Raw genomic sequence first — 23,849 nt, forward strand, 5'->3', positions numbered from 1 at the left:
CAGGTCGCGGCGGTCCAGCTTTCTTAGAATTGGTTACTGATCAGTAGCCGCCCGCACGCACCGGCAATGGTCCGATCAGTGATGCATCGGCACGTTGAAGGGTGTCACGACCTGGATCGGTACTGGACGAACCGGCTCGAACGGCAACGCACCTCGTTCCTGCAGCAGCAGTCGCAGCGCCAGGCGTGCGTCAGCGCGCAGGTCGTTGTGCAGCACGGCCGATATCCGTCCATCCCGCAGTAATCGACGGTTGTCGGCATCGAGGTCGTGGGCGATGAAGACGTAGCAGTCGCGGCCGATCCCCTCGAACGCCGCGACCGTGGCGACGTTGCCCCCGCCGACCGAATAGACGGCCCGCACCTGCGGGTTGGCCTCCAGCGCGTCGAGCACCAGGCGCTTGTTGGTGGCGTCGATGCCGTCGCTGTCGCTGACCTCGACGATGGCCCTTCCGGAGCTGCGTAACGCCGACCGGAACCCGACCTCCCGCTCGCCCTCACCGCGGAACACCGTGCGGCTCAGCGTGATCAACACATCCGAGGGCCGCTCGCCGAGCCACTGCTGCATCAGATAGGCGGCCGTGACCCCCGCGCCGTGATTGTCGATGCCCACATAGGCGCAGCGGGTGCTTGCGGGTATGTCGGTCGTGTAGGTCACCACGGGCACCCCGGAAGCAACGAGACGGTCGACAGCATCGGCCACTTCAGGGTCGTCCTGGGCCTTGAGCACCACACCGTGGCTGCCGCGGATGCGGTCAAGCGCGTCCACCATCTGCGCGGCGGACCCTGTCTCCCACAGGTGGAACCGCGCGCGCAACATCGCCGGGGCAAATGCGGGCAGCTCGGCCTCCACGGCGGCGCGGAACGCGTCCGAGAAGCGCTGCGGGGTCTGCATGACCACGTCGATCAGATATCGCCGTCCGTTGAGCCGTAGCTGGGCACGTTGCTTGTCGAGGTCGGCGATGGCTTGGTTGACCTCGGCGACGGTGTTCTCCCGAACCCCGGGGCGGTTGTGCAGAACCCGGTCGACGGTCGCCTCGCTCAGCCCCGCCTGCTGGGCGATCTCGCGGACCTTGTAACGGTGCGGCACCCCTACCCCTCTCCCTTCGAGCTGCTCGGCCTTGCGCGGCGGGACGTCACGACGGCCCGCAGACCCGCCATTGTGAGGGTTTTTTGATGGCTTTCTGCCGTTGATTGCGGTCCCTATCACAGCAAGACTACTGCCATGGCCCCGCCCGTTCACACTCCGCTGACCCGGGAGTCCCGGCCCTGGCTGACCGAATCCGACATCGATCTCGATGACTTCCGTCGGCAAGTCGAACGCGACACCGATGTCTGCGACTACCCGCACGCCGCCGATGTGCGCGCCAACGTGCTGATCTACTCCGCGCCGGCGCTGGCCCGTGTCGCCGACCGACGGGCCGTGCAGGCCGAACTCATCGAGGCCCTTGCCGACGGGCCCGGCGTTGTGGTGCTCACCGAGGCGTTCGGCACCGACGTGGTCGACCGTGCCAGCGACGCATTCTTCGCGATCATCGATGCCCAGCACGCCGGCGGCCGCGCCGCGGGTGACCATTTCGGCGAACCCGGCGCCAACGACCGGATCTGGAACGCCGCACAGAAGCTCGCGCTGCACGATCCGCAGGTGTTCGCCGACTACTACGCCAACGATGCCCTGGCGCTGGTCTGCCAGGCCTGGCTGGGTCCCCGTTACCAGGTGACTTCGCAGGTCAATGTCGTCAACCCCGGTGGCACCGCCCAGGTTCCGCACCGCGACTATCACCTTGGCTTCGTTGCCGGCGAGCATCTGGCGGCCTACCCGGCACACATGCACCGCGCCTCTCCGACGCTGACACTGCAGGGGGCCGTCGCGCATTGCGCCATGCCGATCGAGAGTGGACCGACGATGCTGCTCCCCCATTCGCAGCGCTTCACCGGCGGTTACATCGCGTTCAACCGCCCCGAGTTCGTGGACTACTTCACCGCCCACCACGTGCAACTGCCGTTGGCCAAAGGTGACGCGGTGTTCTTCAACCCGGCCCTGTATCACGGCGCCGGAACGAATGTCTCCGGCGACATCCGGCGCATCGCGAACCTGATGCAGATCAGCTCGCCGTTCGGCCGGGCGATGGAGGCCGTCGACCGCACCGCGATGGTGCGCGCCGTCTACCCGGCGCTGAGAGCCATGCAGGCCGCCGGCCGACCCCACCGCGACATCGAGAACGTCGTCGTGGCCACCGCCGAGGGTTATGCGTTTCCCACCAACCTCGACAGCGATCAGCCGATCGGCAGCCTGGCACCACCCAGCCAGGTCGACACCGTGCTCGACGCACTGGCCGACAACCTGACCGAAGAAGAACTCGACACCGTGCTCGACGCCCAGAACGAACGGAGAACTCCATGACCACGCTCGGCCTCATCGGCCTCGGCAGGATCGGCGCATTTCACGCCGAAACGCTGACCAACCTGCCGGAGGTGTCCGGACTCGTGATCACCGACGAGCGACCCGAAGTGGTGAGTCAGGTGGCCGCGAAGTACGGCGCCACCCCGGCCGAATCGGTGCAACAACTGTTGGACCACGGCGTCGACGGTGTCGTGGTTGCTGCCGCGACGCCGGCACACGCGGAGCTCACCCTTGCCGCGGTCGAACGTGGCCTGCCGACGTTCTGTGAGAAGCCGATCGCCTCCACCGCCGCCGAAAGCGCGCGTGTGGCCGAGATCATCGCGGCCTCGGGAGTACCGGTACAGGTGGGCTACCAGCGCCGGTTCGACGCGGCATTCGCCGCGGCCAAAGTGGCCGTCGACGGCGGCTCACTGGGTGCGTTGCACACCGTCCGCAGCACCACGATGGACCCCGCACCCCCGCCGATGGACTACATCAAGAGTTCCGGCGGCATCTTCCGTGACTGCACGGTCCACGATTTCGACGTGATCCGCTGGATCACCGGCCAGAATGTGGTGCAGGTCTATGCCACCGGCAGCGTGCAGGGTGATCCGGTGTTCGCCGAGTACGGCGATGTCGACACCGCGGCGGTGGTGGTCCGTTTCGACGGCGGCGCACTCGGCTTGGTATCCGCGGCGCGGTACAACGGTCGCGGCTACGACTGCCGGCTGGAGGTGCACGGTTTCGAGGACACCGTTGTCGCCGGCTGGGATCAAGGCGTTCCGGTCGGCAACGCAGACCCGGATTTCTGCTCCCCCGGGGCATTCCCCGCCGGACCGCCACACCACTTTTTCATGGACCGGTTCACCGAGGCGTTCCGCGCCGAGTTGAGCGCGTTCGTCAAAGTTGTTGAGGGCGGCCCGATCGGCGGCGCCACCGTCGCCGACGCCGTGGAGGTCGCGTGGATCGCGGAGGCCGCCACCGAGTCTCTACGCCGGGGCGTCCCGGTGACCATCGAGGAGGTCAAAAAGTGAAGATCGCAGGTGCACCCATCTCCTGGGGTGTGTGTGAGGTGCCCGGCTGGGGTTACCAGTTGAGTTCGGACCGCGTGTTGACGGAAATGGGGCAGGCGGGGCTGACCGCAACCGAATTGGGACCCGAGGGTTTTCTGCCCACCGACACCGTCGAATTGGTACGACTGCTTGGCAATCACGGGCTGGAGTGCGTCGGCGGGTTCGTTCCGGTGGTGCTGTACCGGGACGACCACGACCCCGCCGACGACCTGGCCGGGCCGCTGGAGTCACTGGTTGCGGCCGGGGCGGGTGTCGTCGTACTGGCGGCGGCCACCGGCATGGACGGTTACGACCAACGGCCGATTCTCGACGAGACACAATGGGTCACACTGCTGTCCAACCTCGACCGGTTGGCGGCCATGGTGGCCGCACGGGGTCTGACCGCTGTCCTGCACCCCCACGTGGGCACGATGGTGGAGACCCGCGCCGAAGTGGACCGCGTGCTGGCGGGTTCCTCGGTGCCACTGTGTCTGGACACCGGTCACCTGTTGATCGGTGGAACCGATCCGCTGGCGCTGACCATGGAGGTTCCCGAGCGGATCAAGCACGCCCACCTCAAGGATGTCGATGCCGGGCTGGCCGCGAAGGTGCAGTCCGGTGAGTTGACCTACACCCAGGCCGTCGCCGCGGGCATGTACGTGCCGCTCGGCGCCGGTGACGTGGACATTGTCGGGATCGTGAAAACTTTGGAGCACAACGGTTTCGACGGCTGGTACGTGATGGAACAGGATAAGATCCTCGACACCGAACCCGCCGGCTCCGGTCCGTTGGGCGATGTGCTCGCCAGTGTCGCCTACCTGCAGGACGCGGCGGCCGGCGTCCGCTCGTGACGCTGCGGATCGGCATACTGGGCGCGTCGCGCATCGCCGAATCGGCGATTGTCAGGCCGGCCGAGGAGTTGGGGTACCGACTCGTCGCGGTGGCAGCGCGGGATCGGCTGCGCGCCGAGGTATTCGCCGACAAGTACGCAGTTGAGCGGGTGGTCGCGTCCTATCGGGACCTTGTGACCGATCCCGACGTGGATGTCATCTACAACCCGCTCGCCAATGGCCTGCACGCCCCGTGGAACCTGGCCGCGGTGGCAGCTGGGAAACCGGTGCTCACCGAGAAGCCGTTCGCCCGTGACCGCGTGGAGGCGGCGAGGGTCGCGGCCGCAGCGGAGGCCGCGGGCGTCACCGTGATGGAGGGCTTCCACTATCTCTTCCATCCGATCAACCAGCGGGCACTGGCACTGGCCGTCGACGGCACACTCGGTGATCTCACCCGCATCGAGGTCCGGATGGGCATGCCGGCACCACCGCCGGAGGACCCGCGGTGGTCACTGGAGCTGGCCGGTGGAGCGCTGATGGACCTGGGCTGCTACGGGCTGCATGTCATGCGCCGATTCGGCACACCGACGGTCGTGTCGGCGACGGCGGTGCAACGCTCCCCCGGTGTGGACGAGCGGTTCGACGCGGAGCTGGTGTTCCCGTCGGGAGTGACGGGGTTGACGACCAATTCGATGGTCGACGACGACCATTCGTTCACCCTGCGGTTGATCGGCACGCGCGGGGAAGCTTTCGCGCACAACTTCATCAAGCCCGCCGACGACGACCGGCTGACCGTGCGCACCGAGGGCGGGACCACGGTCGAACACCACGGCACCCGGCCGTCCTACTCGTATCAGTTGGAGGCGTTCGCCGCGCACGTCCTGCACGGCGCGCCGGTCCCGCTCGACACTGCCGACGCGGTCGCCAACATGGCCCTGATCGACGACGCGTACCGCGCCGCGGGCATGAACCCGCGCTAGCCGTCAGTCCTGCCGCTCGGTCGCCGCGGCCCGCCGCTCATGCCAGCGCAGACGCAGCAGCAGCAGCCCGCGATGCGCGCGCCACCCCGCCGACATCGGGTCACGCCAGACCGGCGCGTGCAGCCGGGGTTCGCGATCACTGTCCATGGCCACCATTGTGCCGGGCGTCGGCGTGCTCGGCCCGACGACAGCAGCACCGACACCATGTCGAGACAGTGAACGCTCGGTTCGCAGTTGCCAACGTCACACTGCCGAACCCCTGGGACAGAGCCGGACCTGGGCTGAGACCCCCAGCCGCCTCAGTGCGCGTCGTACCGATTGGCCAGGGCAAGCAGGGTGGACTCGATACCGTCGGCGTTCTTTTTCGCCATACCGAGCAGGTCGATGACAAACGGCACCTTGGCCGTGGAGTAATCGAACGTCTCGGTCACTTTCGTCGCTCCCGGGCCGACTTCGGCCAGTTCCCACCGCCAGCGGTGGCCCAGCGGGTGCTGCCATTCGACCAGGCGGTCTTCCTCCACGGCGGTGACGGTCGACGTGATCTTGTACGGGATCCCGTACTGGGTCATCCCGACGGTGAACTTGTCGCCGACGGCAAGCCGGTGGGGTCCCTTGATCTGGCACTGGTCTGCGCCCCGGACCGTGCCTGACCCGTCGATCTCGGGGTGCCGGTGCGGGTCGGCGATCAGCCCGAATATCTCGGCAACGGGCGCCGAAACCTGGATGCTGCGGCTGACGGTCTTGGGACCTGACTTCTCGGTCTTGAGCGGGGAGATGGTCATCGGACTCGCGTACCCACGCACCCCGCCGGCCAATCGGTCGGCGGGGCGCGGCTCGGGGTGCTCTGCGCTACTGCTTGGCGGCGCGCAGCTCGTGGGTGAGGGCGTCCAGCTCGTCCCCGCCGGCCATCTCCTGAGTCAGATGCTCCAGCGTGATGTCGTCGTAGGTACAGTCCAACTTTTGCCGGCCCCGGTTGAGCAGCACGAAATGGTCACCGACCATGTGCGCGTGGTGCGGGTTGTGCGTGATGAACACCACGCCGAAACCCGCCTCCCTGGCTGCGGTGATGTACTTGAGCACCACCCCGGACTGCTTGACGCCCAGTGCCGCCGTCGGTTCGTCCAGGATGAGCACCCTGGCCCCGAAGAACACCGCCCGGGCGATCGCAACACACTGCTTCTGTCCACCCGAGAGCGATCCGATCGGGACGTCGACGTCGGGCAGGTCGATCCCCATCTTCGACAGTTCCGACAGCGTGGTGGCGCGCATGGCGTTGGCATCCAACGAGAACGGGAACGACTTCTTGCGCAACTCCTGACCGAGGAAGAAGTTGCGCCACACCGGCATCAACGGCACTACCGCCAGGTTCTGGTAGACCGTCGCGATGCCCTTGCCCAGGGCGTCGGCCGGAGAGCCGAACTTGGTGGGTTCGCCGTCGACGAGCAGCTCACCCTCGGTCTGCTGGTGCAGGCCGGCGATGATCTTGATCAGCGTGGACTTGCCGGCCCCGTTGTCGCCCAAGATGCCGGTGACCTCGCCGGCATGCACCCGCAGGCAAATACCCTTCAGTGCGGTGATGTTGCCGTAGGACTTGCCGACGTTCTTCAGTTCGACCAGTGGCACCTTGCCGCCGGATTGCGCGTCATTGCTCGGCTTTTCGACGGAGATGGTCATCGGATCACTTCTTTGCTGCATAGTTGCGGAAGGCGTTGTTGGCGATCACCGCGAACAGCAGCATCGCCCCTAGGAAGAACTTGAACCAGTCAGGATCCCAGCCGGCGTACACGATGCCCTGGTTGGTCATGCCGAAGATGAACGCCCCGATGGCGGCACCGATGGCGGTGCCGTAGCCACCGGTGAGCAGGCAGCCGCCGATGACCGCGGCGATGATGTAGAAGAACTCGTTGCCGATGCCCTGGCCGGACTGCACGGTGTTGAACGCGAACAGCAGGTGCATGCCCACGAACCAGGCGCAGAAGCCGACAAACATGAACAACCCGATCTTGACCTTGGTGACCGGGACGCCGACGGCGCGCGCGCTTTCCTTGTCACCGCCGACCGCGAAGATCCAGTTGCCGATCTTGGTCTTGAACAGCACCCAGGTTGCGACGACGGTGAAGACCAGCCACCACACCACCGTGATGCGGATGCTGACCCCGAACAGGGTGAACGACGACGCGAACACGTTGCGTGCCGAATCCCATCCCTGCATATCGCTGACGCTCTGGGTGGCAACCTGCCCGGCCACCAGTTTGGTCACCGCCAGGTTGACACCGGCGAGCATGAAAAAGGTGCTCAGGGTGATCAAGAAGCTCGGGATCTTGGTCTTCATCACCAGGAAGCCGTTGAAAAAGCCCACCGTCAGCGCCAGCACCAAAGCCAGCAGCGCCCCCACCCACAGGTTCAGGTGCAGGTTGTACGCGAGCATCGAGGCGGCCAGTGAACTGAACGTCACCGCGACGCCGGCCGAAAGGTCGAACTCGCCGCCGATCATCAACACCGCAACGCCGCACGCCATGATGCCGATCGTGGAGCTGGCGTAGAGCACGGTCGCCAGCGAGGAGGCCTCCCGGAAGGGGGTCGCCACCACGAGGAAGAACACGAAAATACCGATCGCGCCGATGCCGGCACCCATCTCGGGACGAATCAGAATGCGCTGTAACCGGTTTCGTTCTTTGACACGTTCGTCGCGGACCACCGTGTGGGCGGCGACGTCGAGATCTGCTGGGGTAGTCATGGGTTACCTTCCGCCCCGCTAGCGGGTTCCGCCCTTGGCATACTCGGCCACTGCTTCGATGTTCGACTGGTCGATGAACGCCGGACCCGTCAGCGTGGGCTGACCACCGCCGATGACGTTGCCGTTGCTCAAGTAGAGCCACAGCGAGTCCACGGCGAGGTAGCCCTGCAGGTAGGGCTGCTGATCAACGGCCCATTGCACGTCGCCGTTCTGGATGGCATCCACCAGGGCGGCGTTGGTGTCGAAGGTGCCGATCTTGGCGCTGCTACCGGCGTTTCCGACCGACTGCACCGCAGTCAGCGCAAACGGTGCACCGAGGGTCACCACGTAGTCGATTGCGGGATCCTGCTGCAGTTTGGCGGTGATGGTCGACTCGACCGAAGGCATGTCCTTGCCGTTGACGTTGAGCACCTCGGTGGCCGGGAAGGTGTCGCGCACTCCGGCGCAGCGGGCCTCCAGGTCGACGTGACCCTGCTCCTGGATCACGCAGATCGCTTTGGTTGCACCTTCACTGCGCAGCCGGTCGCCCACACCCTGACCGGCGATGCGGCCGTCCTGCCCGAAGTACTCCTTGACGCCCATGGCCTGCCACGCATCCATGCCGGCGTTGAACGCCACCACCGGGATGCCCTTGGCCTCGGCTGCGCGCACCGCGGCCTGCATGGCATCGGGCTTGGCCAGCGTCACGGCGATACCGTCCACATTGCTGTCGATGGCCGACTGCACCAGGTTGGCCTGGTTGGGCGCCTCGGGGTCGTTGGAGTAGCGCAGCTCGATATTGTCCTTCTTGGCCGCCGTCTCGGCGCCCTTGCGGACGAGATCCCAGAACGAATCGCCGGGAACCTCGTGCGTGATCATTGCGATCGTCATCCGGGGGGTGTCGACGGTGCCCCCGCCACTGCCCTCGCCGGATTGTTGCGGCGCACCGCCGGTGGACGAGCACGACACGACTCCCAACGCCAGGACACCCGCCCCGGCAGCAGCCGCGAGCCGCTTGAACATCCTCGACTTCCCGCTCTTCAGGCGAGGGCTCATCACAGTTTCTCCTTGTCTTCGAGACTGTCGCGACGCCCACGTCGACCCGTTGCGGGTTGTGTCGGGCGATACGCCTCACAGGTGATGTAATACGCCTCACACCAGAAAGTCAATAGTTTGTCCTGACATTAGGACTGCAAGTCATATGTTCGGCAGTTCGTCGCAGTTCAGGGCAGTGGAGGGCTCCGTCGACGCCGCCCGATGGCCGGCCGCGTCGGACGTCACACTCTATGCCCAATGAGCTTGGCCACAGCCATTTTTCGCTCGCGCGCGCCATCCGCGATCGCACGTCCGCCCGGGCCGGGCCGGATCAGTCCACCGTTGACGCGGCCCTCGGCGACGACTTACGGTCTAGAACATTCAGCCCGTCGTGTCAGACGAGGCCGCACCCCGCGCCAGATTCGGAGCTCCTCATGCCCACCCCCGCGATCGCCGCTGGTGCCGAGCCCTCCGGTGCGCAGCTTTCGTTGTCGGTCTGCGCGGAGATGGTCTTCACCGACCTGCCCATCATCGAGCGGGTGCGACGCATCGGGGACCTCGGTTTCGCCGCCGAGATCTGGAGCTGGCACGACAAAGACCTCACGGCGATAGCAGCCACCGGGGTGCCGATCACCTCTATGACGGGCTATCTGCACGGTGATCTGATCGATCCGGCAACCTGCGACGAGTTGGTGCGGACGGCCGAGCTGAGCATCAAAGCGGCTGAAACACTTGGGGTTACCCGGTTGAATCTGCATACCGCCGAACTCGTCGACGGTCAGGCGGCGCGGCCCAGGCAGCGCAGTACCGGCCGGATGTGGCTGACCGCGGCCCGGACCTTGGAGCGTATCGGCGAGCTCGGAGCAGCGGCGGGTGTGACGTTCTGCCTGGAGAACCTCAACACCATCGTCGATCACCCGGGCGTTCCGCTGGCTCGGGCGAAGGACACGCTCGCCCTCGTCGAGGCGGTCGGTCGTCCGAACGTCAAGATGATGCTCGACCTGTACCACGCCCAGATCGGGGAGGGGAATCTGATCGAGCTGATCCGCCGCTGCGGCGATGCCATCGGCGAGATACAGGTCGCCGATGTACCCGGTCGATGCGAACCCGGCACCGGCGAAATCAACTATCCCGCAATCGCCGCCGTTCTGCGCGACGCAGGCTACACCGCGACGGTCGGTCTGGAAGCCTGGGCTTCCCATGCCGGCACCGCGGGCAGTGAGGCTGCCCTGGCGGCGTTTCGCGCCGCTTTCTCGTGACGTGACGGGCGGCGCTCGACAACCGAGGCGTCAGCGGTCGACGAGCGTGGTGTCGAAGTAGTAGCGCGACGCACGGTAGCAGTGGTTACCGAATTCCACGGCGGTGCCCGAGTCATCAAATGCGGTGCGAGTCATCGTCAGCAGCGGAGCGTTCGGCTTCTCGTCCAGCAGTTGCGCCTCGGCGCGGGTCGCGCTGCGCGCGCCGATGCGCTGCCGGGCCAACCGGATGTGCACACCGCGGGCACGCAACGACTGATAGAGACCGCTGACCTCCAACTCGGCGGCATCCGGGGCAAGATCGGCCGGCAGGTGGTTGATCATCAGTGCCAGCGGTTCGCCGTTGGCGCAACGCAACCGGTGGATCGCGGCGACGTCTCGACCTTCGGCCAGGTTCAACTCGCGGGCAACCTCTTCGTCGGGCGGGCCGACATGGAATTTGAGCAACCGCGTGGTGGGTTCCTGCCCGGCGCGCGTCAGGTCGTCGAACAAGCTGGTCAGCTCAACTCGACGGTGTACCGGGTTCTGCACGACCTGCGTGCCGACCCCCCGCTTGCGCACCAGCAGCCCCTTGTCGACCAGCTCCTGGATTGCGCGGCGCGTGGTGGGACGCGACAACGTCAGGCGCTTCGCCAGCGCGAGCTCATTCTCGAAGCGGTCACCTGGTGCGAGTTCGCCGTCCCTGATCGCAGCCTCGATCGCCTGGGCCAACTGGTAATACAGCGGAACCGGGCTTGACCTGTCGAGCTCCACTGTCAGGGGCACGTCAGCTCCGATCTCGGGTTGGGCCTGTCAACCGTAGCTGCATCGTAACACCGCTTGAGATAAAGATAGAATGTCAGGACAAACTCTTGACATGGTGAGGTCACGAGGGGCACAGTCGTCATCAGCCACCCACATCGATCCGTCGGAGTGACTTTGATGACCCATCAGCCGTATGACGTTCTCGCCATCGGGCGCAGCGGTGTCGACGTCTACCCCTTGCAGGTCGGTGTCGGCCTCCAAGATGTCGAGACATTCGGCAAGTTCCTGGGCGGCAGCGCTGCCAACGTCGCGGTCGCCGCGGCCCGTCTCGGCAATCGGTCGGCGCTGATCTCCGGAGTGGGTGAGGATCCGTTCGGCCGCTATGTGCGGGCCGAGCTGTCCCGCCTGGATGTCGACAACCGATTCGTGACGGTCCACGCAGAGTTCCCGACGCCGGTGACGTTCTGTGAGATCTTCCCACCCGACGATTTCCCGCTGTACTTCTACCGCAAGCCCAGCGCCCCGGATCTGCAGATCCGGCCCGACGAAATCGACGCCGAAGCCGTGCGGTCAGCACGGCTGTTCTGGTCGACCGTCACCGGACTTTCCGAAGAGCCAAGCCGCAGCGCCCATTTCGCAGCGTGGGAGGCTCGCGCCAAGGGGCGCGAAGCGACGGATGGTCGAGTGAGCAGGACACCGCTGACAGTCCTCGATCTGGATTATCGCCCGATGTTCTGGGCCACTCCGGGCGCCGCCACCGAGCAGGTTCAGAAGGCGCTCGCGCACGTGACCGTCGCGGTCGGCAACCGCGAGGAGTGCCAGATCGCCGTCGGCGAGTCGAATCCGCACAAGGCCGCCGATGCGCTGCTCGACCTCGGCGTCGAGTTGGCCATCGTCAAGCAAGGGCCCCGGGGGGTGCTGGGCAAGACCCGCCGATCGTCGGTTACCGTGGCGCCCAACGACGTTGACGTGATCAACGGTCTCGGGGCCGGTGACGCGTTCGGTGGCAGCCTGTGCCATGGACTGCTGCGCGGCTGGCCGTTGGAGAAGACACTGCGCTACGCCAACGCCGCGGGGGCGATCGTAGCCGGCCGGCTGGAATGTTCGACTGCGATGCCCACCGCCGCCGAGGTCGCCGAACTCGCCGAGCGAACCGCGATCGAGGCTGTCAATGTCTGAACTTGCCCCGTCTGATGGCGGACGGCCCAGAGAGGCGGCGTGCGGCGATTACGCGGCAGTCACCGAGCTCCGCGCGACCGACCCGGACGCTGTCGCACGCGCCTGGGCACACCGGACGACGCGTCCCACCGTGCGCGGAGACGGGCGCCTGATGGTCGTCGCCGCCGACCACCCGGCCCGGGGTGCGCTCGCCGTCGGGTCTCGGCCCACCGCCATGAACAGCCGCACAGACCTGCTCGACCGGCTGCGCGCGGCGCTCGCCGACCCGGGTGTGGACGGCGTGCTGGCTACCGCGGACATCCTCGACGACCTGGTGCTCATGGGCGCGCTGGAGGACAAGGTCGTGTTCTCGTCGTTCAACCGGGGTGGTCTGGCCGGCTCGTCGTTCGAACTCGACGATCGGATGACCGGAGCCACTGCGGCGTCCACCGCTGCCGCGCGGATGAACGGCGGAAAGATGTTGTGCCGCATCGACCTCCAGGACGCCGGCACGGTGGCCACCCTGGCGGCATGCGCACAGGCCATCGACGAGCTCGCAGCCCACGGTCTGATCGCGATGCTGGAGCCCTTCATATCGTCGCGGGTCGAGGGCAAGGTTCGCAACAACCTCTCCCCCGATGCGGTGATCAAGTCGGTACACATCGGCCAGGGCCTCGGCTCGACCTCGGCGTACACGTGGATGAAGCTCCCGGTGGTCGACGAAATGGACCGGGTGATGGAGTCGACCACGATGCCGACCCTGCTGCTCGGCGGGGACCCGACCGATCCGGATGAGGCGTTCGCCAGTTGGGAGAAGGCGCTGTCGCTGCCGTCGGTGCGGGGCCTGATCGTGGGCCGCACCTTGCTCTACCCACCCGACGACGATGTCAGCTCGGCGGTCGCGACCGCGGTGGCGATGGTCCGATGAGGTCCAAGCTCTACATTCCCGCAGGCAGTGCGACCGCACCGTATTCCGTCGCGATCACACCGGCGGACGCCGGTTGGGCCGAGTGCTCGCTGCACGTCCTGGATCTGGACGCCGAGGGCGAGTCGGTGTCGTTGGGCACCGGCGACACCGAAGTGATGATCCTGCCGCTGGCCGGCGGCGGCTCCGTCGAGTGCGACGGGCAGGTGTACGAGTTGTCGCCCCGCACATCGGTGTTCGACGGTCCGGCAGACATGGTGTATCTCGGTGTCGCGCAGACCTACACCGTGACCGGCTGGGGACGGATCGCGATCTGCGGTGCCAGGGCGGCCAAGTCCTATCCCAACCGACGTGTCGCCGCGGCCGATGTCGCTGTCGAACTGCGCGGTGCGGGCAACTGCAGCAGACAGGTGCACAACTTCGGCACCGCCACCGCGTTCGAGGCGGACTCGCTGATCGCGTGTGAGGTGATCACGCCCGGCGGCAATTGGTCGAGCTACCCCGCCCACAAACACGACGAGAACACAGATGTCGAGACCCAACTCGAGGAGATCTACTACTTCGAGGTCGACGACAGTCCAGCAGGCACACCAGGATTCGGATATCACCGGGTCTATGGCACCCCGCAGCGTCCGATCGAGGTGCTCGAGGAGGTCCGCACCGGGGATGTGGTGCTGGTCCCGCATGGGTACCACGGGCCGTCGATCGCAGCGCCCGGCCACCACATGTACTACCTCAACGTGATGGCCGGCTCCGGGCCGAATCGCGCCTGGCTCATCTGTGACGACCCGAACCACACCTGGCTACGCAGCAGCTGGGAACACCAGCAGATCGACCCCCGCCTGCCGTTCACTTCGACCTCCGTGACGCAATCGCCGGCTGGATAGGAGAAGAGACCTGTGGTTTCCACCGCGCCGAAGTCGACCGACAAGATCGTCGACCGTGAACCCACCGTGCGGCTCACCGTCGCCCAGGCAACCGTGCGCTTTCTGGCCAACCAGTACGTCGACCGGGACGGGTTGCGGCGCAAGTTCTTCGCCGGCTGCCTCGGCATCTTTGGCCACGGCAATGTGGCCGGCATCGGGCAGGCGCTGCTGCAGGACGAGGTGCTGGCCCACGAGGCCGGTCGCGAGCCCGGCCTGAGGTACGTGCTGGGACGCAACGAGCAGGCCATGGTGCACACCGCGGTGGCCTACGCCCGCCAACAGGACCGCATCCAGGCGTGGGCAGTCACCGCCAGCGTGGGCCCCGGCTCGACCAACATGCTCACCGGCGCGGCATTGGCCACCATCAATCGTCTTCCCGTGCTGCTGCTGCCGGCAGACACGTTCGCCACCCGGGTGAGTTCACCGGTGCTCCAGGAGCTCGAACTGCCGTCCAGTGGTGATGTGACCGTCAACGACGCGTTCAAGCCGCTGTCGCGCTACTTCGACCGGGTATGGCGCCCGGAGCAGCTGCCGGCGGCTCTGCTCGGCGCGATGCGCGTGCTCACCGACCCGGTGGAAACGGGGGCCGCGACGGTGGCCCTTCCGCAGGACGTCCAGGCCGAGTCGTTCGACTGGCCGGTGTCGCTGTTCGCCGAGCGGACATGGCATATCGCCCGCCCACTTCCGGAGCGTTCGGTGATCGACAAGGCTGCCGAGGTGATACGAACGGCCACCAAGCCGTTGATCGTCGCCGGCGGCGGAGTCATCTACTCAGGCGCCAACGACGCTCTCGCCCATTTCGTTGCCAAGACCGGAATCCCGGTGTCGGAAAGTCAGGCCGGTAAGGGATCTCTGCTGCACGACGACCCCCGCTCGGTCGGCGCGGTCGGCTCGACGGGCACCACCGCAGCCAACGCATTGGCCGCCGAGGCCGATGTGGTCATCGGAATCGGGACCCGGTACAGCGATTTCACCTCGGCCTCACGCACCGCGTTCAACAATCCCGAGGTCCGGTTCGTCAACATCAACGTAGCCTCGCTGGATTCGGTGAAGCAGGGCGCGATCAGCGTGGTGGCCGACGCCCGGGAGGCCCTCGACGCTCTCACCGACCTGCTCGACGGGTACACCGTCGGCGAGGATTACGCGGCGCGGATCGGTGAGCTCATGACCGAGTGGAACGACACGGTGTCGGCGGCCTACCGCACCGAGGAGGGCGTCGCACTCAACCAGAATCAGGTGATCGGCCTGGTCAACACGCTGTCGGACCCCCGCGACGTCGTGGTGTGCGCGGCCGGGTCCATGCCGGGCGATCTGCACAAGCTGTGGCGCATGCGTGACCGTAAGGGCTACCACGTCGAATACGGGTTCTCCTGCATGGGATATGAGATCGCCGGCGGGATCGGCGTGCGGATGGCCGCACCGGACCGGGATGTCTTCGTCCTGGTGGGTGACGGCTCGTACCTGATGATGGCGACCGAACTGGTCACCGCCGTTCAGGAGGGGGTCAAGATCATCCCGGTGCTGGTGCAGAACCACGGCTTCGCGTCGATCGGTGGCCTGTCGGAATCGGTGGGCTCACAACGTTTCGGCACCGCGTACCGGTACCGGGGGCAGGACGGCCGACTCGACGGGGACAAGCTGCCGGTCGACCTGGCTGCCAATGCGGCCAGTTTGGGCGCCGAGGTCATCCGCGTCACCACCTCAGCCGAGTTCACCGACGCGGTCAAGGTTGCCAAAGCCAGCGACCGCACCACGGTCATCCACGTCGAGACCGATCCGATGGTCTTCGCGCCCGACAGTCACTCCTGGTGGGACGTCCCGGTCAGCGAGGTCTCGACGCTGGAGTCCACCCAGCAGGCCTACCAGCGGTACGCGGACTGGAAAAAGGTCCAGCGACCATTGGTCAACCCGTCGGACCGCTAGTCACGAAGGCAGAAGATGAGCACCATCACGGCCCTAAGTCATGACTGATCTGCGCGTCGCCGTTCTCGGGGTGGGCGTGATGGGCACCGACCACGTCGCCCGCATCACCGCCCGCATCTCGGGGGCCCGGGTCTCGGTGGTCAACGACTATGTCGCCGAGAAGGCCGAACAGGTCGCCGCCGGTATCGAAGGATGCCGGGCGGTGGCCGATCCTCTCGACGCGATCGCCGCTGCCGATGTCGATGCCGTGCTGCTGGCGACTCCGGGCAGCACCCACGAGAAGCAGTTGCTGGCTTGTTTGGAACACGGCAAGCCGGTGATGTGCGAGAAGCCGCTCACCACCGATGTCGCCACGTCTTTGGAGATCGTCCGCCGCGAATCCGAACTGGGCCGTGCGTTGATCCAGGTCGGTTTCATGCGCCGCTTCGATGACGAGTATCTGCGTCTCAAGGCGCTGCTCGACGGAGGTGCGCTGGGTCGACCGCTGTTGATGCACTGTGTGCACCGCAACCCGAGTGTGCCCTCGTATTTCGACAGCTCGCTGATCGTGAAAGACTCGCTGGTCCATGAGATCGACGTGACGCGTTACCTGTTCGGCGAGGAGATCGCCACCGTGCAGATCCTCACGCCGTCGTCGAATCCCGGTGCGCCCGAGGGCGTGATCGATCCTCAGATCGCAATACTGCGGACGGTGTCCGGGCGCCACGTCGACGTCGAACTGTTCGTCACCACCGGGGTGGCCTACGAGGTACGCACCGAGGTGGTCGGTGAACATGGCAGTGCGATCATCGGACTGGATGTCGGGATGATCCGCAAGAGCGCAGCGCCGTCACCGGGCGGGGCGGCAGGTCCGGCCACCTGGGGCGGGCAGATCGCCCCCGACTTCCGAGAGCGGTTCGGCGGCGCCTACGACACCGAGATCCAGCGCTGGGTCGATGCCGTCCGATCGGGGGCCACGACGGGTGACTATACGGACGGGCCCACCGCCTGGGACGGCTACGCCGCCGCGGCGGTCTGCGCCGCCGGCGTGGAATCACTGCAGACCGGTCTGCCCGTCGACATCCAGCTCGCCGACCGCCGTGGCGGTTCGACCCGTTAGAACCCCCAACCACCCGAGCTGGGACGTCACAGGATGTAGAGCATCTCCTGATATGTCGGCAAGGGCCAGAGATCGTCGGCCACTACGGCTTCCAGCGCATCGGCTGCCGCCCGTACCGCCTCCATCGCCGGCAGCAGCACCTTTTGGGCGTGGGTGGCCTCGCCCAGCGCCGATTCCGCGCCGTGGTCGGCCAGACCGGCCTTCAGTGTGCTCAACGCTGCCGTCAGCTCGGAGATCGGCGCCGAAACCGACTGCAGCAGAGCCGTATCGGCCTCCATGCCGGCGGCCTTCAACGTCGCGACGTTGTGCGCGAGCTCGGTTTGGTAGCGCACTGCGGCGGGCAGGATGACCGTCGTCCCGAGCTCGAGCGCCAGCTTCGCTTCCACACCGATCGTCAGCGCGTACTGTTCCAGCCGAACCTCGTAGCGGCTGTGCAGTTCGCGCTCGCTGAACACCCCGTAGCGTTCGAAGACCTCGATGGCCTCGGGCTTGATCAGCTCGGGAATCGCGTCGAGCGTCGTCTTCAGGTTCGGCAGGCCACGGCTGGCCGCTTCGATCTGCCAGTTTTCGGAGTAGCCGTCGCCGTTGAACACCACCGCACCGTGCTCGGTGATGATCTCGGTCAGCAGAGTCTGCACGGCCGCGTCGAAATCCTGTCCGTCGGCCACAGCGTTCTCCAGCGCGGTGGCCATGTAGTCGAACGAGTCGGCCATGATCGTGTTGAGCACGGTCATCGGCACCGCGACTGTCTGCCCCGATCCCGGGGCACGGAATTCGAAGCGGTTGCCGGTGAACGCGAACGGGCTGGTGCGGTTGCGGTCGCCGGGGTCGGTCGGCAGCGCAGGCAAGGTGTCCACGCCGATGTGCATGATGCCCTTGCCTTTTGACGAGGTTGCCGCACCCTTGGCGATCTGCTCGAACACATCGGCCAACTGTGCGCCGAGGAAGATGGAGATGATCGCCGGCGGAGCTTCGTTGGCGCCGAGACGGTGGTCGTTGGTGGCCGAGGCCACCGACACCCGCAACAGGCCACCGAACTTGTGCACGGCACGGATGATGGCCGCGCAGAAGACCAGGAATTGGGCGTTCTCATGGGGGGTGTCGCCGGGAACCAGCAGCGAGCCGAGTTCGGAATTGCCGACCGAGAAGTTGACGTGCTTGCCCGAGCCGTTCACACCAGCGAAGGGCTTCTCGTGGAACAGGCATTCCATTCCGTGCTTCTTGGCGATGGTTTTGAACACCGTCATCAACAGCTGCTGATGATCAGAGGCGATGTTGGCCCGCTCGAACATCGGCGCCACCTCGAACTGCGCCGGGGCGACCTCGTTGTGCCGCGTCTTGGCCGGGATGCCGAGCTTGAACAGCTCACGCTCGGTATCCATCATGAAGCCGAGGACACGCTCCGGCACCGCGCCGAAGTAGTGGTCGTCGAATTCCTGCCCCTTGGGCGGCTTGGCACCGAACAGCGTGCGGCCGGCATTGACGAGGTCGGGACGGGCCAGGAAGAAGTGCCGGTCGACGAGGAAATACTCCTGTTCCGGACCGCAGAAGGACACGACCTTCTGCAGGTTCTGGTGACCGAACAGCGCCAGGATGCGTTCGGCGTGCACGCCCATGGCCTGCTGGCTGCGCAGCAGCGGAGTCTTGTAGTCGAGGGCCTCCCCGGTCATCGAGACGAACACCGTCGGGATGCACAGGGTATTGCCATTCGGGTTCTCCAGGATGTAGGCCGGACTCGTCACGTCCCAGCCGGTGTAGCCGCGCGCCTCGAAGGTGCTCCGCAGACCGCCCGACGGGAAGCTGGAGGCATCCGGTTCGCCCTGGATCAGCGCCTTGCCGGCGAATTCGGCCAGTGTCTCGCCGTCGGACACAGGTTCGAGGAAGCTGTCGTGCTTCTCTGCGGTCAGCCCGGTCATCGGGTAGAACACATGCGCGTAATGCGTGGCGCCCTTCGACAGGGCCCAGTCCTTCATCGCCGAGGCCACCGCATCAGCGATCTCCGGGTCGAGCTTGGTGCCCTTCTCGATCGTGGCCACCACAGACTTGTAGACCGACTTCGGCAGGCGCAGCTGCATCTCCGCCTTGGTGAAGACATTGGAACCGAAGATCTGACCAGGCGCTTCAGCAGGATCGAAGCTGATCGCTGGAGGCACATACGCCTCGACGTTGTTGATCGCCTGCAGGCGCACCGCATTACCGCTCAATGGACTTCCTCATCCCGTGCGTCGCCCGATCTTCGTCACGGGCGTTGACCGGCCAACCCTAGGAACATTCGATGCCGATCTCGTTACGTGAGCGTCAACGTCAGAAGGCACTCGTCACCGCTGCGTATCGCGGATGTGCGACGGGCCTACGCTGGACACCATGCGCGCGCGCCACGACCGAGAGCCAGACGACGTCGGCGCCGTCGACCACAGCGAAGGGACCCGATCGTGGGCCGGGTGACGGCGCGGCGCCGAGTCCACCACGTCAGCGCCGAGGACGCGGTGTCGCGGCCCGAGACGTTGGTGGTCGAGGAGCCCCTCGAAATCCGCGTGAACGGTGCACCGATCACCGTGACCATGCGCACGCCGGGTTCCGACGTCGAACTGGCCCAAGGTTTTCTCTTGACGGAGGGACTCGTCGCCCGCCGCGAGGACATTCTGTCGGTGCGCTACTGCCGGGGAGCGGGCGAGGACGGGGCCAACACGTACAACGTGCTCGATGTCGCGCTGGCCCCCGATGTTGCCCCGCCCGACGTGGATCCGACACGCAACTTCTATTCGACGTCATCCTGCGGGGTGTGCGGCAAGGCGTCGCTGGAGGCTGTTCGCCTGATCAGCAGACACGGGCCGGGTGACGACCCGTCAACGGTCGCGGCGGAAACGCTGTCGACTCTGCCCGCCAAGCTGCGAACCCGGCAGAAGGTGTTCGCCGCGACGGGGGGACTGCACGGCGCCGCGCTGTTCAGCGTCGACGGCGCCATTCTGGCCGTCCGTGAAGACATCGGCCGGCACAATGCCGTCGACAAGGTGATCGGGTGGGCGCTCGAACAGCGTCGGATCCCACTCGGCGGCACGGTGCTGCTGGTCAGCGGGCGGGCCTCGTTCGAACTCACCCAGAAAGCGGTGATGGCCGGCATCCCGATGCTGGCCGCGGTATCAGCTCCATCGTCGCTCGCCGTCGATCTGGCCCGCCAGTCCGGGCTGACTCTGGTGGCTTTCCTGCGCGGTGATTCGATGAATATCTACAGCCGACCGGACCGTGTGAAGAACTGACCGTCGCTGGATGCCCGTGTTCTCCACACAATCTCCCCACCACCTCCAAGCGTCACCACCCACCGGGCGGCCAGCATCAACGGCATGCCCAGCATCCTCATTGCCTCCTGCCCTCCCATCGGCCACATCGCGCCGCTGCTGACCGTCGCCCGCGGCCTCGTCGCCCGTGGTGACCGTGTGTGCGTGCTGACCAGCGCGCGCCATGCCGACAAGATCCGGGCCGTCGGCGCCGAGCCGCGATCGCTTCCCTCCGGAGCTGACTACGACGATTCATCGCTGGACAGCGACCTGCCCGGGCGGGCGCAAACGTCGGGCATCGCTCGGATCAACTTCGACGTCGAACATGTCTTCGTCCGACCACTGCCCCACCAGCACAACGCGCTGCTGGGGCTGTTGGCGGCCGACGATTTCGACGCCGTTCTCACCGACGGGTTCTTCCTCGGCATCTTGCCGTTGCTGCTTGATGAGTCGACGCCGCGCCCACCGATCCTGTCGTACTCGACCACACCGCTGTTCCTGACCAGTCGGGACACTGCCCCTGGGGGCCCGGGAATCACTCCGATGGCGGGCCCGATCGGCCGGCTGCGCAACCGGTTCCTCACGCTGGTCACCCAGCGCCTCCTGCTGCGGCCGGCCCACCGGGCCGCCAACCGTGCGCTGGAAGCTTTGGGACAGCCTGCACTGCCGGTCTTCGTCCTGGACTGCGCGACGCTGGCCGACCGCATGATCGTCCCCACCGTGCCGGAATTCGAATACCACCGCAGCGACCTGCCCGCACACGTCCGATTTGTCGGCGCCGTCACGCCGGTGCCCACCCGGGATTTCTTGCCACCGCCGTGGTGGTCCGAACTCGGCGAACCGCGGCCCGTCGTGCACGTCACGCAGGGCACGGTCGACAATGCAGATCTGAGACGGCTGATCGAACCCACGATCGAGGCCCTAGCCGACGAAGACGTCACCGTCGTGGTCACCACCGGGGGGCGGCCGTTGTCGCAGCTGCCGGCATCGTTGCCGACGAACGTCTTTGCAGCCGAGTTCATACCGCACGATGTCCTGTTGCCGTTGGTGGACGTCATGGTGACCAACGGCGGGTACGGCGCCGTGCAGCGCGCGCTGGCCAGCGGTGTGCCCCTCGTGGTGGCCGGCCGGACCGAGGACAAGCCCGAGGTCGCCGCCCGCGTCGAGTATTTCGGCGCAGGACTGAATCTGCGCACGGGTACACCGACGGCCGAACAGGTGCGTCGTGCGGTCAACGAGGTTCTGCGGGACCCGCGATATCGCGCCCACGCACGACACCTGCAACGCGCCAATGCGCGACGGGACAGCGCGGCTGACATTGCCACGGTCCTCGACGAGGCGATTGCCGAGCAGCCGCAACGCAAGCAGACAGCCCGCCGTTGACTGCGCACCTCATCGGGGTGATGCGATGAACCCCTGCACCGATCCCCACTGCCCGCCGATGCGTGAGCGACTCGGGAAACCGCGGAGTCGGCTACCGGTGGCCATTGCCGCGACGACCAGAAAGCTCGACGTCGGGGCTGCACACGCGGGTTCCTCGGCGTTGCCGCAATCCTGTTGCGGGGTCCAGCCGGCGCCGGGAGTCACCGACCACCGAGCTGACGACTGAGCGCCGCTCAGGCACTCGCGTCGAGCGAACGCTAAGCCGACTTCTCGCGGCGCTCGTTGCGCGGGGGCTTGCGCGGCACGATGGTCGGCAGCACGTTGTCTTCGACGGTCTCCTTGGTGACGACGACCTTGGCGACGTCGTCACGGCTGGGGATGTCGTACATCACCGGGAGCAGAACTTCCTCCATGATGGCCCGCAGACCACGAGCGCCGGTGCCGCGGTGGATCGCTTGGTCGGCGATCGCTTCCAGCGCGTCTTCGGCGAACTCCAGCTCCACACCGTCCATCTCGAACAGTCGGGTGTACTGCTTGACCAACGCGTTCTTCGGCTCCGAGAGGATCTTGACCAGCGAATCCTTGTCCAGGTTGGTCACCGACGCCACCACCGGCAGACGACCGATGAACTCGGGGATGAGTCCGAATTTGATCAGATCCTCGGGCATGACCTCGGCGAAATGGTCCTGGGTGTCGATGTCGGCCTTGGAGTGCACCTCGGCGCCGAAGCCGAGCCCGCGCTTGCCTACCCGGTCGGAGACGATCTTCTCCAAGCCGGCGAACGCGCCCGCCACGATGAACAACACGTTGGTGGTGTCGATCTGGATGAACTCCTGGTGCGGATGCTTGCGCCCGCCCTGCGGAGGCACCGAGGCCTGGGTGCCCTCGAGGATCTTCAGCAGCGCCTGCTGGACACCCTCGCCGGACACATCGCGGGTGATCGAGGGGTTCTCGCTCTTGCGCGCGATCTTGTCGACCTCGTCGATGTAGATGATGCCGGTCTCGGCACGCTTGACGTCGTAGTCGGCAGCCTGGATCAGCTTGAGCAGGATGTTCTCCACGTCCTCACCGACGTAACCGGCCTCGGTGAGTGCCGTCGCATCCGCGATGGCGAACGGGACATTGAGCATCTTGGCCAGCGTCTGCGCCAGGTAGGTCTTTCCGCAGCCGGTCGGTCCGAGCATCAGGATGTTGGACTTGGCCAGCTCGACGGGCTCGGCCCGTGAATCGCGGCTCTTCTCCCCCGCCTGGATGCGCTTGTAATGGTTGTAGACCGCCACCGCCAGGGTGCGCTTGGCCGTGTCCTGGCCGATGACATAACCCTCGAGGAAATCCCGGATCTCGGCCGGCTTGGGCAACTCGTCGAGCTTGACGTCGTCAGCGTCGGCCAGTTCCTCTTCGATGATCTCGTTGCACAGGTCGATGCACTCGTCGCAGATATAGACGCCGGGTCCGGCGATGAGCTTCTTCACCTGCTTCTGGCTCTTGCCGCAGAACGAGCACTTCAGCAGGTCGCCGCCATCTCCAATGCGTGCCATGGTGCCGGGGTCCTACTTCCTGTCGCCGTCGATGGTCGGGTCGGTGGGGTGCACCGGGACCGTGAGGTGTAAAGCCGACGCTACCCGCTGTCTCCGTCGCTGTGCGACCGATAAGGCCGAATCGCGTCGGTGGTATTCACCTGTGGTTGCGACAACATATCGCCTGACCCACCCGAGATGGCCACGGAACGCGCCACCGTGTCTCTGGCGTGTCGCCGCCGTTACCCGACCGAGAATACCCAAGGCGCGGCAACGATCCGGCCCGAGTCCCGTGACCTGCGACGACCGTCAGCGCGGGCCGGGACCAACCGGGCCCGGCCCGACTGGCCCCGGACCCACGGGGCCCGGACCGACCGGACCGACCACGCCACCGACCCCGACCGGCCCGGCGGGTCCGACCACCGGGTTGGGCGGGTTGACGTACACGTCCACATCGACGCATGCCGCCATCGGGACACTCCAGTAGGTGCCCTCCGGACACTCCGGCTGCGCCTGGACGGCCGGCGCCAGCTGGATGGCTGCCCCCAGCGCCGCGGCCGACAGCGCGACGATCGCGGTTCGATGGCTTCTCATGGCGCCCCCTTGATAACTGACGTCTACGTCGATACCAGCGTGACATGGATGCATGTG

The 23,849-nt window shown here is 66.3% G+C and carries 22 protein-coding genes; 12 read left to right on the top strand and 10 right to left on the bottom strand.

Annotated features, from left to right (window positions below):
• Positions 1–75: 75 nt before the first annotated feature.
• A complete protein-coding gene (locus KXD98_RS16745) occupies positions 76–1,086 on the bottom strand; it encodes a LacI family DNA-binding transcriptional regulator (RefSeq protein ID WP_260759490.1) in 1,011 nt (336 codons plus the stop codon).
• Between the two features lie 135 nt (positions 1,087–1,221).
• Between KXD98_RS16745 and KXD98_RS16750 the strand changes: the two genes are divergently transcribed.
• From KXD98_RS16750 to KXD98_RS16765, 4 genes are read left to right on the top strand one after another with little or no spacing between them, the layout of a single operon-like run.
• On the top strand, positions 1,222–2,400 hold the full coding sequence (locus KXD98_RS16750) for a phytanoyl-CoA dioxygenase family protein (protein WP_260759491.1): 1,179 nt from the start codon (positions 1,222–1,224) through the stop codon (positions 2,398–2,400).
• On the top strand, positions 2,397–3,413 hold the full coding sequence (locus tag KXD98_RS16755) for a Gfo/Idh/MocA family oxidoreductase (protein ID WP_260759492.1): 1,017 nt from the start codon (positions 2,397–2,399) through the stop codon (positions 3,411–3,413). The genes KXD98_RS16750 and KXD98_RS16755 overlap by 4 nt, the downstream gene beginning before the upstream one ends.
• On the top strand, positions 3,410–4,282 hold the full coding sequence (locus KXD98_RS16760; protein ID WP_260759493.1) for a sugar phosphate isomerase/epimerase: 873 nt from the start codon (positions 3,410–3,412) through the stop codon (positions 4,280–4,282). The genes KXD98_RS16755 and KXD98_RS16760 overlap by 4 nt, the downstream gene beginning before the upstream one ends.
• A complete protein-coding gene (locus KXD98_RS16765) occupies positions 4,279–5,241 on the top strand; it encodes a Gfo/Idh/MocA family protein (protein ID WP_260759494.1) in 963 nt (320 codons plus the stop codon). Before KXD98_RS16760 ends, KXD98_RS16765 begins: the two co-directional genes overlap by 4 nt.
• A gap of 3 nt (positions 5,242–5,244) precedes the next feature.
• Here the strand turns inward: KXD98_RS16765 and KXD98_RS16770 are convergent, their stop codons facing one another.
• The 5 genes from KXD98_RS16770 to KXD98_RS16790 all read right to left on the bottom strand — a co-directional run bounded on the left by KXD98_RS16770 (position 5,245) and on the right by KXD98_RS16790 (position 9,013).
• Complete coding sequence (locus tag KXD98_RS16770) at positions 5,245–5,388, bottom strand: hypothetical protein (RefSeq protein WP_260759495.1); 144 nt, start codon at positions 5,386–5,388, stop codon at positions 5,245–5,247.
• Positions 5,389–5,540: 152 nt separating this feature from the next.
• Positions 5,541–6,023, bottom strand: coding sequence for an SRPBCC family protein (locus KXD98_RS16775; protein WP_260759496.1), 483 nt, complete (start codon positions 6,021–6,023; stop codon positions 5,541–5,543).
• Positions 6,024–6,090: 67 nt separating this feature from the next.
• A complete protein-coding gene (locus KXD98_RS16780; RefSeq protein ID WP_260759497.1) occupies positions 6,091–6,915 on the bottom strand; it encodes an ATP-binding cassette domain-containing protein in 825 nt (274 codons plus the stop codon).
• 4 nt (positions 6,916–6,919) lie between these two features.
• Entirely contained in the window at positions 6,920–7,978 is a 1,059-nt protein-coding gene (locus KXD98_RS16785; RefSeq protein WP_260759498.1) for an ABC transporter permease, read from the bottom strand.
• Positions 7,979–7,996: 18 nt separating this feature from the next.
• Positions 7,997–9,013: a substrate-binding domain-containing protein gene (locus tag KXD98_RS16790; protein WP_260759499.1), complete on the bottom strand. Its 1,017-nt coding sequence runs from the start codon at positions 9,011–9,013 to the stop codon at positions 7,997–7,999.
• 413 nt (positions 9,014–9,426) lie between these two features.
• Between KXD98_RS16790 and KXD98_RS16795 the strand changes: the two genes are divergently transcribed.
• Complete coding sequence (locus KXD98_RS16795) at positions 9,427–10,251, top strand: TIM barrel protein (RefSeq protein WP_260765254.1); 825 nt, start codon at positions 9,427–9,429, stop codon at positions 10,249–10,251.
• A 30-nt stretch (positions 10,252–10,281) separates the two neighbouring features.
• Here the strand turns inward: KXD98_RS16795 and KXD98_RS16800 are convergent, their stop codons facing one another.
• Positions 10,282–11,013: a GntR family transcriptional regulator gene (locus tag KXD98_RS16800; protein WP_260759500.1), complete on the bottom strand. Its 732-nt coding sequence runs from the start codon at positions 11,011–11,013 to the stop codon at positions 10,282–10,284.
• Positions 11,014–11,169: 156 nt separating this feature from the next.
• On the opposite strand from KXD98_RS16800, the gene iolC reads away from it, so the two are divergent.
• The 5 genes from iolC to KXD98_RS16825 are packed head-to-tail and all read left to right on the top strand — an operon-like array spanning position 11,170 to position 17,023.
• Entirely contained in the window at positions 11,170–12,171 is a 1,002-nt protein-coding gene (iolC, locus tag KXD98_RS16805) for a 5-dehydro-2-deoxygluconokinase (protein ID WP_260759501.1), read from the top strand.
• Positions 12,164–13,078 (top strand): aldolase, encoded by a 915-nt coding sequence (locus tag KXD98_RS16810; protein WP_260759502.1) that lies wholly within the window; start codon positions 12,164–12,166, stop codon positions 13,076–13,078. Before iolC ends, KXD98_RS16810 begins: the two co-directional genes overlap by 8 nt.
• Positions 13,075–13,962, top strand: coding sequence for a 5-deoxy-glucuronate isomerase (gene iolB, locus KXD98_RS16815; RefSeq protein ID WP_260759503.1), 888 nt, complete (start codon positions 13,075–13,077; stop codon positions 13,960–13,962). The genes KXD98_RS16810 and iolB overlap by 4 nt, the downstream gene beginning before the upstream one ends.
• Positions 13,963–13,974: 12 nt before the next feature.
• Entirely contained in the window at positions 13,975–15,924 is a 1,950-nt protein-coding gene (gene iolD, locus KXD98_RS16820) for a 3D-(3,5/4)-trihydroxycyclohexane-1,2-dione acylhydrolase (decyclizing) (RefSeq protein ID WP_260759504.1), read from the top strand.
• A 40-nt stretch (positions 15,925–15,964) separates the two neighbouring features.
• Positions 15,965–17,023 (top strand): Gfo/Idh/MocA family protein, encoded by a 1,059-nt coding sequence (locus KXD98_RS16825; protein ID WP_260759505.1) that lies wholly within the window; start codon positions 15,965–15,967, stop codon positions 17,021–17,023.
• Positions 17,024–17,049: 26 nt separating this feature from the next.
• On the opposite strand, the gene KXD98_RS16830 is transcribed toward KXD98_RS16825, so the two are convergent.
• On the bottom strand, positions 17,050–19,227 hold the full coding sequence (locus KXD98_RS16830) for a glutamine synthetase III (protein ID WP_260759506.1): 2,178 nt from the start codon (positions 19,225–19,227) through the stop codon (positions 17,050–17,052).
• 228 nt (positions 19,228–19,455) lie between these two features.
• Here KXD98_RS16830 and fdhD point away from each other — a divergent pair, with 228 nt between their 5' ends.
• Together fdhD and KXD98_RS16840 are read left to right on the top strand one after the other, a co-directional pair.
• A complete protein-coding gene (gene fdhD, locus KXD98_RS16835) occupies positions 19,456–20,280 on the top strand; it encodes a formate dehydrogenase accessory sulfurtransferase FdhD (RefSeq protein ID WP_260759507.1) in 825 nt (274 codons plus the stop codon).
• Between the two features lie 84 nt (positions 20,281–20,364).
• Positions 20,365–21,681, top strand: coding sequence for a glycosyltransferase (locus KXD98_RS16840; RefSeq protein WP_260759508.1), 1,317 nt, complete (start codon positions 20,365–20,367; stop codon positions 21,679–21,681).
• Positions 21,682–21,938: 257 nt separating this feature from the next.
• On the opposite strand, the gene clpX is transcribed toward KXD98_RS16840, so the two are convergent.
• Both clpX and KXD98_RS16850 read right to left on the bottom strand, forming a co-directional pair.
• Positions 21,939–23,219 carry an ATP-dependent Clp protease ATP-binding subunit ClpX gene (gene clpX, locus KXD98_RS16845; protein ID WP_260759509.1) on the bottom strand — a complete coding sequence of 427 codons (1,281 nt, stop codon included), beginning with the start codon at positions 23,217–23,219 and terminating at the stop codon, positions 21,939–21,941.
• A 288-nt stretch (positions 23,220–23,507) separates the two neighbouring features.
• On the bottom strand, positions 23,508–23,792 hold the full coding sequence (locus tag KXD98_RS16850) for a hypothetical protein (RefSeq protein WP_260759510.1): 285 nt from the start codon (positions 23,790–23,792) through the stop codon (positions 23,508–23,510).
• Between the last annotated feature and the right edge of the window lie 57 nt (positions 23,793–23,849).

Origin of the sequence: Mycobacterium sp. SMC-4, from assembly GCF_025263265.1 — a bacterium.
GTDB lineage: Bacteria > Actinomycetota > Actinomycetes > Mycobacteriales > Mycobacteriaceae > Mycobacterium.